This window comes from Winogradskyella psychrotolerans (assembly GCF_018860565.1).
GTDB lineage: Bacteria > Bacteroidota > Bacteroidia > Flavobacteriales > Flavobacteriaceae > Winogradskyella > Winogradskyella damuponensis.
This window is the reverse complement of the sequence record NZ_JAHKPS010000022.1, coordinates 740,001-754,699: the sequence shown is the minus strand read 5'-3', so window position 1 is coordinate 754,699 and position 14,699 is coordinate 740,001. Positions and strand designations below refer to the sequence as shown.

Here is a 14,699-nt window from a genome sequence, read left to right as displayed (position 1 = left end):
ATGATTTAAGGCTTTTTTGGTTTTTATATTCCCGCATAACTCCTAGAAAAATATACCGTTTTTTAATATTTATTTCAGCTCTGTCATCATTTTTGATAAAATCAAAAAAATTACCACTGTGAGGTATTTCTACTCATTTTACACTTATTACTTTTAAATAAAACAATACAATCAGGTCTGCATAACTTTACAAAACGACAATAGCGTACTAAAACGCACCTTATTCAAAACATAAAAAGTATAAAAAGTGCCATAAAGTTCATAAGAAGATGTTGTGTGCAATGTGAACTCTAAAATACCTGTTATTGGGTATTTAATACCAACTGAAACTATTCATGTATCAAACCAAGATTTATCTGAAACGAATTAGATAAAAAGATTAAAACCTATTCGGACAAACCCAACAACAAAGAATAAAAGCATGAACATTCTAGAAACTATAATTTTATTTTAAGCCTTCCTTACATCGAGAAGGCTTTTTTTATGCAAAAAAATAGCACACTTGGACATCATATTTATTTCAAAACAAAATACTGATTAACAGTAATTTAGAACCTCGTCAGTTCTATTGAATTTAGATTAAGAAATAGAATATTAATATACAAACGCTGCATAACAAGTAATTTAGATTCAGCAAATCATTTTTGCCATAATAAAACTATGAACGAATTAAACAAATACAGCAAGACCGTCACTCAAGATCCAACACAACCTGCAGCTCAAGCTATGCTACATGCCATTGGATTAACAAAAGAAGATTTTTTTAAACCTATTGTTGGTATTGCAAGTACAGGTTATGAGGGTAATCCGTGTAACATGCACCTTAACGACTTAGCCAAATTGGTAAAAGAAGGCACAAAAAATGAAGACATCGTTGGATTAATTTTCAACACGATAGGTGTAAGTGATGGCATTTCCATGGGAACGCCAGGCATGCGCTACTCACTTCCATCGCGAGACATTATTGCAGATTCTATGGAAACCGTAGTCCAAGCCATGAGCTACGACGGCTTAGTAACTGTAGTCGGTTGTGACAAGAACATGCCTGGCGCTTTAATGGCTATGATTCGTTTAAACAGACCAAGTATTTTAGTCTATGGTGGCACTATTGATTCGGGTTGTCATAACGGCAAAAAACTAGATGTTGTTTCTGCTTTTGAAGCTTGGGGAAGTAAAGTGGCTGGTACAATGAATGAATCAGAATACCAAAATATTGTTGAAAAAGCCTGTCCAGGAGCTGGCGCATGTGGTGGTATGTACACCGCAAACACCATGGCTTCTGCAATTGAAGCTTTGGGAATGACATTACCGTTTAATTCTTCAAACCCAGCACTAAGTGATGCCAAACAAAACGAATCCGTAAAAGCTGGTGAAGCCTTACGTTTATTATTAGAAAAAGATATTAAACCTTCAGATATTATTACAAGAAAGTCACTCGAAAATGCCGTAAGACTTGTAACGATCTTAGGAGGATCAACCAATGCCGTCCTACACTTTTTAGCAATAGCAAGAGCTGCTCAAATAGATTTTACACTTAAAGATTTTCAAGATATTAGTGATAACACGCCATTCTTAGCAGACTTAAAACCTAGCGGAAAATATTTAATGGAAGATGCGCATGCTGTTGGAGGTATTCCAGCGGTATTAAAATACCTTTTAAAGAAAGGCATGATTCACGGTGATTGTTTAACCGTTACAGGAAAAACAATTGCTGAAAACTTATTAGATGTTCCTGACCTTAAAGCAGGGCAAGATGTTATTAAACCTATTGAAGAACCTATAAAAATCTCTGGACATTTAAGAATGCTTTATGGCAATTTAGCAACCGAAGGCAGTGTGGCTAAAATTACAGGAAAAGAAGGCTTATGCTTTAGAGGAAAGGCCAAAGTTTTTGAAGGAGAATATGCCGCTAATGATGGTATTAGAGATGGCAAAGTTGAAAAAGGAGATGTTGTTGTCATTAGATATGAAGGGCCAAAAGGAGGACCAGGAATGCCCGAAATGCTAAAACCTACTGCTGCAATTATGGGAGCTGGTTTAGGTAAGGATGTTGCTCTAATTACAGATGGTCGTTTCTCTGGTGGAACGCATGGTTTTGTGGTAGGTCATATTACACCTGAAGCGCAAGAAGGAGGTACAATAGCCGTCGTAAAAGATGGAGACATTATTACTATTGATGCTGAGACCAATTCCATTTCATTAGAAGTTTCTGAAGTCGAACTTCAGAAAAGACGCCAACAATGGAAAGCACCAGAATTAAAATTTGAACGTGGGGTCCTCTATAAATATGCCAAAACAGTATCGTCAGCATCTAAAGGATGTGTGACTGACGAGTTTTAACTAATTTCTCAAAAAAGGAATCTCTAAGTCGGAAAAGCAGAAAGCCAATCCATAAAAAAAGAGAACTATAATATAAGTATTGAATAACCAATCTATGCTTCCTTCGAGACGTACAGATTTTAAAATGAGATTCCCATTGTCGTGGGAAGTAAAAACATGAAAGAAACTCAAACCGTACAAAACAACACCAAAAACACTGAAGCTACAGAACGTATTTCTGGAAGTGAAGCCATTATAAAATGCCTATTAGCCGAAGGTGTTGATATTCTTTACGGATATCCTGGAGGTGCCATTATGCCAGTCTATGATGAACTATATAAGTATCAAGACAAAATCCATCATGTTTTAACGCGTCATGAACAAGGCGCAACACACGCTGCACAAGGTTATGCTCGTATTTCAGGTAAAGTTGGTGTCTGCATGGCAACGTCTGGCCCTGGAGCTACCAATTTAATTACAGGTATTGCTGATGCCCAAATCGATTCGACTCCAATGGTTTGCATCACTGGCCAAGTCGGTTCGCATTTATTAGGAAGCGATGCGTTTCAGGAAACTGATATTGTTGGAATTTCAACTCCTGTAACCAAATGGAATTGTCAGGTTACTAAAGCCTCCCAAATCCCAGAAGCTATTGCTAAAGCATTTTATATTGCTAGAAGCGGACGACCAGGACCGGTTTTAATAGATATCACTAAAGATGCTCAATTTGAAGAATTTGACTTTAAATATGAAAAATGTAAAGGCGTAAGAAGCTACAAACCTGTACCAGACACTGATAAAAACACACTAAAAGCAGCTGCCGAACTTATTAATAATGCAAAAAAACCATTAATCGTTTGGGGACAAGGCGTCATTTTAGGTAAAGCAGAACAAGAATTTAAAGCGGTTATTGAAAAAGCAGGAATCCCTTCGGCTTGGACAATCTTGGGTGCTTCTGCCATCCCAACTTCGCATCCATTAAATGTTGGTATGGTTGGCATGCATGGAAATTATGCGCCAAATGTATTAACAAACGAATGTGATCTTTTAATCGCAATTGGCATGCGATTCGATGATCGTGTTACCGGAAATATAGAAACCTATGCAAAACAGGCAAAAATTATTCATTTTGATATTGATCCTGCCGAAATAGATAAAAACGTAAAAACAGATGTTGCCGTTCTTGGAGATGCAAAAGCAAGTTTAGAAGCTTTGCTACCCTTATTAAATGCCAATTCTCATATTGAATGGCATCAAAAATTCAAAGATTTATATAACATTGAATTCGAAAAAGTTATTAAAAATGATTTACACCCAACCAAAGAAGGCCTAACCATGGGAGAAGTGTTGAAAGAAATCAACATTCAAACCAAAGGAGATGCTGCTATTGTAAGTGATGTTGGTCAGCACCAAATGATTGCTTGTCGTTATGCCGAATTCAATAAAAGCAAAAGCAATATTACATCAGGTGGTTTAGGGACTATGGGATTTGCATTACCAGCAGCCATAGGTGCAAAAATGGCAGCTCCAGACCGAGAAGTCATAATGATTGCAGGAGATGGTGGTTACCAAATGACGATTCAAGAGTTAGGTACTATTTTTCAACAAAAAGTACCAGTCAAAATCGTGGTATTAAATAACGAATTCCTAGGCATGGTTCGCCAATGGCAACAGTTATTTTTTGACAAACGTTATGCATCAACAGAAATGACAAACCCCGATTTTATAGCCATTGCAAAAGGCTATTCTATTGAAGCTAAAAAAGTAACCGAAAGAAAAGATTTAAAAGCAGCTGTAAAAGAAATGATTGACTGTGAAGGCCCATATTTCTTAGAAGTCCGAGTAGAAAAGGAAGGTAATGTCTTCCCAATGATTCCAACAGGCGCAAGTGTTTCAGATATAAGACTAGACTAACTATGGAAAACGAAATAAAACAATTTACCGTTTCTATATATACGGAAAACAACATCGGATTATTAAACAGAATTTCTGCAATATTCCAAAGAAGACACATCAATATTGAAAGTTTAAACACCTCTCCATCTGAAATTGAAGGAGTCTCTAGATTTACGATTGTCGTCAATATTACAGAATCTCAAATGAAAAAGATTCAAGGCCAAATTGAAAAGCAAGTCGAAGTCATAAAAGCCTATTATCATACTGAAGAAGAAATCATTTATCAGCAATCATGCATCTTCAAAATGAAATCTAATTTATTGTTTGATGAACGTCAAATTCAGAATATCATTAAAGAAAGCAATGCTAGAATTGTCACTGTTAATCGCAATTTCTTCGTTATAGAAAAATCAGGTAGAAAAGAAGAAATAGATTTATTACATAGAGAATTAAGTGTCTTTGGCATTATGCAGTTTACACGCTCAGGCCGTATTGCTGTAACTAAAGACGAAATGAAAATATCAACAATGCTATTAGCATTAGAACATTAAAATACAAGAAAAAATGTCAAATTACTTTAACACATTACCATTAAGAGAACAATTAGGTCAATTAGGAAAATGTCGTTTTATGGACGCTTCAGAATTTGAAGATAGCGTCAACGCATTAAAAGGAAAGAAAATCGTTATTGTGGGTTGTGGAGCGCAAGGCCTTAATCAAGGTTTAAATATGCGCGATTCTGGATTAGATATTTCATACACGCTTCGCCAAGTTGCCATTGACCAACAACGCGAATCTTATAAAAATGCAACGTCTAATGGATTTACAGTAGGCACTTATGAGGAATTAATTCCTACAGCCGATTTAGTTTTAAACTTAACTCCAGACAAACAACATACCAATGTCGTAAAAGCCATAATGCCTTTAATGAAGAAAGGAGCGACGTTAAGCTACTCTCATGGTTTCAATATTGTTGAAGAAGGCACTAAAATCCGAGAGGATTTAACCGTAATTATGGTGGCACCAAAATGTCCTGGAACCGAAGTAAGAGAAGAATATAAACGTGGATTTGGAGTCCCAACATTAATTGCTGTACACCCTGAAAATGATCCAGAAGGTAAAGGTTGGGCGCAAGCAAAAGCATATGCCGCTGCAACTGGAGGACATCGTGCTGGTGTTTTAGAATCCTCTTTTATTGCTGAAGTAAAATCAGATTTAATGGGAGAACAAACCATATTGTGTGGTCTGTTACAAACCGGAGCTATTTTATCTTTTGATAAGATGGTTGAAGAAGGTATTGAACCTGGTTATGCAGCTAAACTAATTCAGTTTGGCTGGGAAACCATTACAGAAGCCTTAAAACATGGAGGTATTACCAACATGATGGATCGTTTATCTAATCCTGCAAAAATAAAAGCCCACAACTTATCAGAAGAATTAAAAGTGATTATGCGTCCATTATTCGAAAAGCATATGGACGACATTATCTCAGGTCACTTCTCTCAAACCATGATGGAAGATTGGGCTAATGACGATATTAATTTATTAACCTGGAGAGCTGAAACTGGTGAAACTGCTTTTGAAAAAACAAAATTGACTTCAGATCATATTACAGAGCAAGAATATTTTGACCATGGTGTATTATTAGTCGCTTTTGTAAAATCTGGTGTAGAACTCGCTTTTGAAACTATGGTAAGTGCAGGTATTATTGAAGACTCAGCTTATTATGAATCGCTTCATGAGTTACCATTAATAGCTAACACTATCGCAAGAAAAAAATTATTTGAAATGAATCGCGTCATTTCTGACACGGCAGAATATGGCTGTTATTTATTTGATCATGCTTGCAAGCCCTTATTAACGGATTTCATGAAAACAGTGGATACATCTATCATTGGAAAATCATTCTCAAAAACAGCAGGAGTTGACAATATAGAATTAATCGCTGTTAATGATGCGATTAGAAATCACCCTATCGAAGCTGTTGGTCAACGTTTACGTGCAGCAATGACTGCTATGAAAGTGATTAAAACTGAAGATGTAAAAGCATCTGTTTTAGCGTAACATACAACTTGTCTCCTCGAGCGCAATCGAGAGGTTAATAAATAATTCGATTGTGCTAGACTAGACATAATTATAGATTAAAAAGATTCCCACTTTCGTAGGAACTAAATATGGAAGAAACCAAAACCACATACAGACCAACATTAAAAGCTATTGAAGCTGCAGCAGAAAAATTACAAGGCATTGCATCCGTAACACCTTTAATTAAAAATGCACGATATTCTAAAGATTTTGATGCTAATATTTATTTTAAAAGAGAGGACTTACAAGTTGTGCGTTCCTACAAAATTCGTGGTGCTTATAATAAAATAGCCTCTTTGAGTCCTTCTCAAATTGAAAATGAGATTGTGTGTGCAAGTGCAGGGAATCACGCACAAGGTGTGGCTATTTCATGTAAACTTTTAAAAATAAAAGGCACCATTTTTATGCCTTCTCCTACTCCCAATCAAAAGATTGAACAGGTAAAAATGTTTGGGGAAGAGTTTGTTGAAGTTGTTTTAGTTGGAGATACGTTTGACGATGCTTACCATGCAGCAATGCAACAAAGTGAGGAACTCAATAAAACCTTTGTACACCCTTTTAATGACGAAAAAGTTATTGAAGGCCAAGCAACCGTAGGCTTAGAGATTATAGACCAAGCCAAAACACATCCCATTCATTATGTGTTTGTACCAGTAGGTGGTGGTGGACTTGCTGCAGGATTATCTTCTGTTTTTAAGATCTTATCTCCTCAAACTAAAATTATTAGCGTTGAGCCAAAAGGAGCACCAGCAATGCTCACCTCTATTAGAGCTAATCGAAATACAGAATTAAGTACCATCGATAGTTTTGTAGATGGTGCTGCTGTTAAACGTGTTGGAGATTTAAGTTTTGCTATTTGTAAAGAAACACTGCATCGTGTCGTTACAGTAGACGAAGGCAAAATTTGCCAGACGATTTTAGACCTATATAATAAAGATGCTATTGTAGTTGAACCTGCAGGAGCTTTGAGTCTTTGTGCCTTAGACCAATTTTCTGAAGAAATCAAAGGTAAAAACGTGGTTTGTGTGATTAGCGGAAGCAATAACGATATCACGCGAATGGCGGAAATAAAAGAACGTGCGCTTCTTTATGCCAATCTTAAACATTATTTTATCATCAAGTTTCCACAACGCGCAGGAGCTCTACGTGATTTTGTAGTTGATATTTTAGGACCTACAGATGATATTACACATTTTGAATACACTAAAAAAGTCAATCGCGAAAATGATGTCGCAGTCGTTGGTTTACAGTTAAAATCACCAGAGGATTTAGAACCTTTAATTACCAAAATGAAGCTTAATAACTTCTATGGAGATTACCTAAATGATAAACCCGATTTATTTCAGTTTTTAGTATAGCTTAACATAACCATAACCACACAAGAGATGCGATATAGTATCTTTATTACTTACAATTAACAGTTCAAAACAAGTTAGTATGACTTCAGCATTTGTGAATATTCCAGAACAGTTTCAAATTAAAAATTTAGTAGACCAGAACACCTATTTAGTAGACGGAGCACTGATACCTTGGCGCGGAGAAACTTCTAAAGTATATTCTACAATTTCTTCCACTGAAGATTATAAACCCACATTACTTGGAACTATTCCGACTTTAGGAAAAAAAGAAGCTATTAGAGCATTAGATGCTGCTGTTTCTGCCTACAATAAAGGACAAGGGTTGTGGCCAACAATGAAAGTTGTAGACCGTATAGCTTGCATGGAAAAGTTTGTAGAACAGATGAAGACGAAACGTGAGGAAGTCGTCAAATTATTAATGTGGGAAATTGGAAAAACCCTACCTGATTCTGAAAAGGAATTCGATAGAACTGTGGAATACATTTACGATACTATTGAAGACTACAAACAAATGGATCGCGATAGCGCTAAATTTGTAAAAAGTTCTGGCGTTAACGCTCATATTAGAAGAGGACCTTTAGGTGTTGTTTTGTGTCTAGGCCCTTATAACTACCCTTTAAATGAAACCTTTGCTTTATTGATTCCGGCTTTAATCATGGGTAATACAGCCATTTTTAAACCTGCAAAACATGGAGTTTTATTAATTACACCTTTATTGGAAGCTTTTAGAGATAGTTTTCCAAAAGGAGTTGTAAATATTATCTACGGAAGAGGAAGAACCGTAGCGGCTCCAATTATGCAATCTGGTAAAGTGGATGTTTTAGCTTTAATCGGGAATAGTAAATCCGCAAATGCTTTACAAAACCAACATCCAAAAAGTAACAGGTTACGTTTAGTTTTAGGTCTTGAAGCGAAAAACCCTGCTATTGTGTTACCAGATGCTGATTTAGATTTAGCCATTGATGAATGTATTGCAGGAACTACTTCTTTTAATGGGCAACGTTGTACAGCTTTAAAAGTTCTATATGTACATGAAAATATAATTGAAGAATTTAACAAACGTTTTTCAGCTAAAGTCGATGCGCTTAAATTCGGAAACCCATGGGAAGATGGCGCAAAACTAACTCCGTTGCCAGAACCCGATAAACCAATATATATTCAAGATTTAATTGACGATGCCATTGCAAAAGGAGCCAACATCATTAATAAGAAAGGTGGAAACACCACAGAAAACTATATTTTTCCAGCGGTTTTATATCCAGTAACTAAGGATATGCGCGTCTTTCAAGAAGAACAATTCGGACCTGTAATTCCAGTAGTCCCTTTTAATGATATTGAAGAACCCTTAGATGATATGGCAGCATCTAATTACGGACAACAAGTGAGTTTATTTGGAAACGACGTTAAAACTTTAGCTCCACTAATTGATACTCTTGTGAATTTAGTTTGCCGTGTGAATCTAAATAGTTCTTGTCAACGTGGACCAGATGTATATCCATTTACTGGACGAAAAGATTCGGCTGTAGCAACATTAAGTGTGCATGATGCCTTACGTTCATTTTCAATAAGAACCTTTGTGGCGTCAAAAGACAACGATTACAACAATGCCATCTTAAAAGATTTACTAGATTCTAGAGCTTCAAATTTTGTGAGCACAGATTATATTCTTTAACTAAGAAGCCTAAAATGAGATATTTACAATTAAAAAAGATTATTTTTTAGAAATTCGTAAATATCTCTAAAAACAATAGTATTGCTATTGTTATTAATAATTTAATATGTAGATTAGTACTATGTTTACACTGAGACACAAATATAGAACACCCAGACCAACAGAGCTTAATCTGGAAAAACGCCGTAGCTAATTCTTTAATTTAGCAGCAAAAATCTATATTCATTTTTACTTATTTTATTGTGTTCCACTTAAATTTTAAATACTACTCTCAATCATTAATTATCCTAAAAGATAATGCTAATGTTGTGCGCCGTATTTTTCCTCGTCGCCCGTAAGGGTATGCTACTATTTATGGAACTCAGGTGTGTCCGGTTCCACTTTCAAAATCACAACATCATATTTTTTAATTCAAAAAATCAATTACAATGAAAATTGTTATTGCTGATAAATCACATAGCATATACGCAGAACTTATTTGCGAAACCATTGCAGAAGCTGCTAAAGTTAGAGGTACTGGTATTGCAAAACGCCAACCAGAGTATATTATTACTAAAATGGAAAATGGCAATGCGGTAATAGCCCTAGACGGAGACAAATTCGCAGGTTTCTGCTATATCGAAGCTTGGAGTCATGGTAAATTCGTCGCTAACTCGGGTTTAATTGTACATCCTGATTTTAGAAATCTTGGCCTCGCAAAACAGATTAAGAAAGTAATTTTTAATCATTCTAGAACAAAATTCCCCGACTCCAAAGTCTTTAGTATTACGACAGGTTTAGCGGTTATGAAAATGAATAGCGAATTAGGCTACAAACCTGTGACGTTTTCAGAATTAACAGATGATCAATCCTTTTGGAAAGGCTGTCAAACTTGTAAAAATTTCGATGTATTAACGAGAACAGAACAAAAAATGTGCTTATGCACAGGAATGTTATATGATCCTTCTAAAGCTGAAGCATCAAAAGCTAAAACACGTCCTTATGACAAAAAAGTATGGACACGATTAAAATTGATAAAACAGAATATGTTTTTAATAAAAAACAAAAAAGATGAGTAAAAAATTAGTTATAGCATATAGTGGAGGCTTAGACACCTCATACTGCGCAGTAAGTTTAAGTAAAGCAGGATATGATGTTCATGCCATAAGTGTGAATACTGGCGGATTTACTCAAGAAGAAATTAAAACTATTGAAAGTAATGCCTATAAAATGGGTGTTTCGACATACAAGAATATTGATGCGATCGCTTCCTATTACGATAAAGTGATTAAGTATTTAATCTTCGGAAATGTTTTAAAGAACAACACCTACCCTTTATCTGTTAGCGCAGAGCGTATTATTCAGGCGATTGAAATTGTTCAATACGCCAAAAGCATAGATGCTAAATATATTGCACACGGCAGCACAGGCGCAGGAAATGACCAAGTGCGTTTTGATATGATTTTTCAAACTTTAGCACCAGAAATTGAAATTATTACACCAATTAGAGATGGCAAATTAACGAGACAACAGGAGATTGATTACCTCATAGAAAACGGCATCGACATGTCTTGGAATAAAGCAAAATACTCAGTAAACAAAGGCCTTTGGGGAACGAGTGTTGGTGGCGAAGAAACTTTAACATCTGAAAAACCATTACCAGATTCCGCTTACCCTTCACAACTAAAACATTCAGATCCTGAAAAAGTAGTACTGACATTTTCTAAAGGTGAATTAGTAGCTTTAAATGGTGTAGAAAATAATCCTGAAGTCAATATCGAAGTGCTGAACAACTTAGCTTCTGCTTATGCTATTGGCAGAGATATTCATGTTGGCGATACGATTGTAGGTATCAAAGGTCGTGTTGGTTTTGAAGCTGCCGCAGCTTTAATTATTATCAAAGCACATCATTTACTCGAAAAGCACACCTTAACGAAATGGCAATTACAGCACAAAGATTATATGTCTAATTTTTATGGTATGCATTTACACGAAGGGCAATATTTAGACCCAGTAATGCGGGACATGGACGCCTTTTTACAAAGTAGTCAAGATAAAGTTTCTGGTGATGTAACTGTAACACTAAAACCTTACCACTTCACGCTAGATGGCATAAAATCTAAACACGATTTAATGAGTGCGAAGTTTGGAAGTTATGGTGAAGAAAACAAAGGTTGGACCGCAGATGAAGCCAAAGGGTTTATTAAACTATTTGGCAATCAAAACAAGATTTATCAGCAAGTAAACAACTAAATAAGACCTCACAGGTTTTCAAAACCTCGTAGGTCTCAAAATGTTAGCACAATGAAAAAATTAAATATAGGAATCATTGGAGGCGCTGGTTACACAGCAGGAGAATTAATACGATTATTGATTCATCACTCTAAGGTAGAAATCGATTTTATTTACAGTACTTCTAACGCAGGAAACAAAGTTAGTAAGGTGCATCAAGATTTATTAGGCTCAACTGATTTGGTGTTTTCAAATGAAATCAATACCAATGTTGATGTACTTTTCTTGTGTTTAGGTCATGGCAATTCAAAAGCATTTTTAGAACAAAATACATTTTCTGAAGGCATTAAAATCATTGATTTAAGTAATGATTTCAGATTAACTAAAGACGACGTTTTCAATGCCAAAACCTTTGTTTATGGTTTACCAGAATTACATAAAAAAGCGATTAAAAAAGCCGACTATATTGCTAATCCAGGTTGTTTTGCTACAGCAATTCAATTAGCAGTATTACCTTTAGCTAATGCCGAAATTTTGCAAAACGATGTTCACATCAATGCTGTAACTGGTGCCACTGGTGCAGGAACTTCATTATCTGCGACAACACATTTCACTTGGCGAGATAATAATTTTTCACACTACAAAGCATTTACACATCAGCATTTAGGAGAAATAAATCAAACCGTAAATGCGCTACAATCAGACTTTAATTCTGAAATCATTTTTATGCCGAATCGCGGTGATTTTTCAAGAGGCATTTTTGCAACACTTTATACGAAATATGAAGGCAGTTTAGAAGACGCAAAACAATTGTATACGGAGTTTTATAAAGATGCTGCATTTACCTTTATTTCCGATGAAGACATTCATTTAAAACAAGTGGTAAACACCAATAAATGCATCCTTCATTTACATAAACACAACGATAAATTATTAGTCACAAGTATCATTGATAATTTATTAAAAGGAGCATCAGGACAAGCGATTCAAAACATGAATTTAATGTATGGCTTTGAAGAAACTGAAGGGTTACAATTAAAAGCGAATTACTTTTAACAAACATAGACCTTGCAGGTTTATAAAATCTAGCAGGTCTAAACCAAAATATAGATTCCTGCCTTCCCAGGAATGACAAAAAGAAAGTTTAATTAACAAGATAACCGCTTTCGCGGTCATTAAGATGAAAATAGCAATCATAGGAACAGGAAACTTAGGAAAGTCCATCGCAAAAGGGCTCATCACTAACAACGCCATAACGACTCTTTATTTAACCAAAAAAAATCTGGATGATATTCAAGATTTGGATGGCTATAAAAACGTCATATTAACAACCGACAATATTGAAGCAGTAAAGCAATCAGATCTTTTAATATTTGCTATTCAGCCTAGACATTTCGAAAACATATTAAACGACGTTAAACCGTATTTAACAGAAAAACACGTTTTAATCTCAACGATTACAGGTTTTCTAATTCCTAAAATCGAAGGTATCGTTGGGACTGACCAATTTATCATCAGAGCCATGCCAAATACAGCCATTGCGGTTGGTAAATCTATGACTTGTATGTGTAGTAATGAAAAAGGTGCTAAACGTATTAAAATTGCCGAAGCTATTTTCGATAGATTAGGTCATACCTTAGCCATTCCAGAATCGCAAATGCAAGCCGCTACAGTGGTTTGCGCGAGTGGCATTGCTTTTTGGATGCGACTGATTCGTGCTACAACACAAGCCGCAATACAATTAGGTTTTGACGCTAAAGAAGCACAAGAATTAGCTATGTACACCAGTGAAGGAGCTGCCAATTTATTAATTACAAACGGTAATCATCCGGAAGAAGAAATCGACCGCGTTACCACACCTAAAGGCTGTACTATTGAAGGTTTAAACGAAATGGAACACAAAGGATTAAGCTCGTCTTTAATTCAAGGTATGGTAGCCTCATTCAATAAAATTAGTAACATTAAAAAAGAGCAGATATGAGTTTATTTAATGTTTACCCACTGTTTGATATCACACCAATAAGCGCGAAAGACATTTACGTTTATGATGATAAAAATGTAGAATACTTAGACCTTTATGGTGGACATGCAGTAATTTCTATTGGTCATTCCCATCCAAAATATGTTTCGGCAATTTCTAATCAAGTTGAAAAACTAGGCTTCTATAGTAACGCAATTCAAAATCCATTACAAATAGAATTAGCCGATAAATTAGAAACGCTTTCTGGCTGTAAAGACTACCAATTATTTTTATGTAATTCTGGTGCTGAGGCTAATGAAAATGCTTTAAAACTAGCATCGTTTCATAATGGTAAAACCAAAGTTTTATCATTTAAAAATTCATTTCATGGTAGAACTTCAGCTGCAGTTGCTGCAACTGATAATCCAAAGATTGTAGCACCTATAAATGCGCAACAACAAGTTGACTTTGCAGAATTAGGTGACTTAGAAGCTGTTGAAACCATTTTAAAACAAAACGAGACTTGTGCTGTAATCATAGAATTAATACAAGGTGTTGGAGGATTAGATGAAAGCACAACCGAATTTTATCAAGGATTAGAACAACTTTGCAAACTATACAACACAGCATTTATTGCAGACGAGGTACAATCAGGATTTGGCAGAACTGGCGACTTTTTTGCTTTTCAAAAACATAACATCACACCAGATATTATTTCTATCGCCAAAGGCATGGGCAATGGTTTTCCGGTTGGTGGGATTTTAATCCATCCTTCAATTAAAGCGACTTTTGGATTATTAGGAACAACCTTTGGAGGTAATCATTTGGCTTGTGCAGCGACCCTTTCGGTTTTAGAAGTTTTAGAAGAAGAACAATTAATGGAAAATGCTAAAAACATTTCAGAGTATTTTCAAGAGAAAGCGAAATCATTACCACATTTAAAATCGATTAAAGGACGTGGTTTAATGTTGGGATTAGAGTTCGATTTTCCCATTGCAGATTTGCGTAAAAAACTGATTTTTGACCATCATATATTTACAGGAAGTGCAAAGAATCCTAACTTAATTAGAATACTTCCGCCTCTAACAATTCAGAAAAAACACATTGATGTATTTTTTGAAGCCTTAGAAATAGAATTAAATAAATTATAACATGAAACCGTGAAAAAACACCCCTAAAGTCCCCTCAAGGGGACAAT

At 35.4% G+C, this 14,699-nt stretch carries 11 protein-coding genes; all 11 read left to right on the top strand.

Annotated elements, in window-relative coordinates; translation table 11 throughout:
• The first annotated feature begins 660 nt into the window (after positions 1-660).
• The 11 genes from ilvD to KO504_RS12115 all read left to right on the top strand — a co-directional run bounded on the left by ilvD (position 661) and on the right by KO504_RS12115 (position 14,652).
• The gene (gene ilvD, locus KO504_RS12165) at positions 661-2,340 is read left to right on the top strand and encodes a dihydroxy-acid dehydratase (RefSeq protein WP_215927203.1); all 1,680 of its coding nucleotides are present in this window, start codon (positions 661-663) and stop codon (positions 2,338-2,340) included.
• Positions 2,341-2,496: 156 nt separating this feature from the next.
• On the top strand, positions 2,497-4,233 hold the full coding sequence (ilvB, locus tag KO504_RS12160) for a biosynthetic-type acetolactate synthase large subunit (protein ID WP_215927201.1): 1,737 nt from the start codon (positions 2,497-2,499) through the stop codon (positions 4,231-4,233).
• A 2-nt stretch (positions 4,234-4,235) separates the two neighbouring features.
• Positions 4,236-4,766, top strand: a complete 531-nt coding sequence (ilvN, locus tag KO504_RS12155) for an acetolactate synthase small subunit (protein WP_215927199.1) — start codon at positions 4,236-4,238, stop codon at positions 4,764-4,766.
• A gap of 13 nt (positions 4,767-4,779) precedes the next feature.
• Complete coding sequence (gene ilvC, locus KO504_RS12150; protein WP_215927197.1) at positions 4,780-6,279, top strand: ketol-acid reductoisomerase; 1,500 nt, start codon at positions 4,780-4,782, stop codon at positions 6,277-6,279.
• Between the two features lie 110 nt (positions 6,280-6,389).
• Entirely contained in the window at positions 6,390-7,658 is a 1,269-nt protein-coding gene (ilvA, locus tag KO504_RS12145; protein ID WP_215927195.1) for a threonine ammonia-lyase IlvA, read from the top strand.
• A 79-nt stretch (positions 7,659-7,737) separates the two neighbouring features.
• Positions 7,738-9,330 carry an NADP-dependent glyceraldehyde-3-phosphate dehydrogenase gene (locus KO504_RS12140; protein ID WP_215927193.1) on the top strand — a complete coding sequence of 531 codons (1,593 nt, stop codon included), beginning with the start codon at positions 7,738-7,740 and terminating at the stop codon, positions 9,328-9,330.
• Between the two features lie 428 nt (positions 9,331-9,758).
• Positions 9,759-10,388 (top strand): GNAT family N-acetyltransferase, encoded by a 630-nt coding sequence (locus KO504_RS12135; RefSeq protein ID WP_215927191.1) that lies wholly within the window; start codon positions 9,759-9,761, stop codon positions 10,386-10,388.
• The gene (locus KO504_RS12130) at positions 10,381-11,562 is read left to right on the top strand and encodes an argininosuccinate synthase (protein ID WP_215927189.1); all 1,182 of its coding nucleotides are present in this window, start codon (positions 10,381-10,383) and stop codon (positions 11,560-11,562) included. Before KO504_RS12135 ends, KO504_RS12130 begins: the two co-directional genes overlap by 8 nt.
• A 51-nt stretch (positions 11,563-11,613) precedes the next feature.
• On the top strand, positions 11,614-12,597 hold the full coding sequence (gene argC / locus KO504_RS12125; protein WP_215927188.1) for an N-acetyl-gamma-glutamyl-phosphate reductase: 984 nt from the start codon (positions 11,614-11,616) through the stop codon (positions 12,595-12,597).
• A gap of 124 nt (positions 12,598-12,721) precedes the next feature.
• Positions 12,722-13,522: a pyrroline-5-carboxylate reductase gene (gene proC, locus KO504_RS12120; RefSeq protein WP_215927186.1), complete on the top strand. Its 801-nt coding sequence runs from the start codon at positions 12,722-12,724 to the stop codon at positions 13,520-13,522.
• Entirely contained in the window at positions 13,519-14,652 is a 1,134-nt protein-coding gene (locus KO504_RS12115; RefSeq protein ID WP_215927184.1) for an aspartate aminotransferase family protein, read from the top strand. Before proC ends, KO504_RS12115 begins: the two co-directional genes overlap by 4 nt.
• Positions 14,653-14,699: the final 47 nt, after the last annotated feature.

Excerpts from the sequence above, each read along its gene's own strand:
- ilvD (WP_215927203.1), top strand. The coding sequence starts at position 661 with ATGAACGAATTAAACAAATACAGCAAGACCGTCACTCAAGATCCAACA.
- ilvB (WP_215927201.1), top strand. The coding sequence starts at position 2,497 with ATGAAAGAAACTCAAACCGTACAAAACAACACCAAAAACACTGAAGCT.
- ilvN (WP_215927199.1), top strand. The coding sequence starts at position 4,236 with ATGGAAAACGAAATAAAACAATTTACCGTTTCTATATATACGGAAAAC.
- ilvC (WP_215927197.1), top strand. The coding sequence starts at position 4,780 with ATGTCAAATTACTTTAACACATTACCATTAAGAGAACAATTAGGTCAA.
- ilvA (WP_215927195.1), top strand. The coding sequence starts at position 6,390 with ATGGAAGAAACCAAAACCACATACAGACCAACATTAAAAGCTATTGAA.
- KO504_RS12140 (WP_215927193.1), top strand. The coding sequence starts at position 7,738 with ATGACTTCAGCATTTGTGAATATTCCAGAACAGTTTCAAATTAAAAAT.
- KO504_RS12135 (WP_215927191.1), top strand. The coding sequence starts at position 9,759 with ATGAAAATTGTTATTGCTGATAAATCACATAGCATATACGCAGAACTT.
- KO504_RS12130 (WP_215927189.1), top strand. The coding sequence starts at position 10,381 with ATGAGTAAAAAATTAGTTATAGCATATAGTGGAGGCTTAGACACCTCA.
- argC (WP_215927188.1), top strand. The coding sequence starts at position 11,614 with ATGAAAAAATTAAATATAGGAATCATTGGAGGCGCTGGTTACACAGCA.
- proC (WP_215927186.1), top strand. The coding sequence starts at position 12,722 with ATGAAAATAGCAATCATAGGAACAGGAAACTTAGGAAAGTCCATCGCA.
- KO504_RS12115 (WP_215927184.1), top strand. The coding sequence starts at position 13,519 with ATGAGTTTATTTAATGTTTACCCACTGTTTGATATCACACCAATAAGC.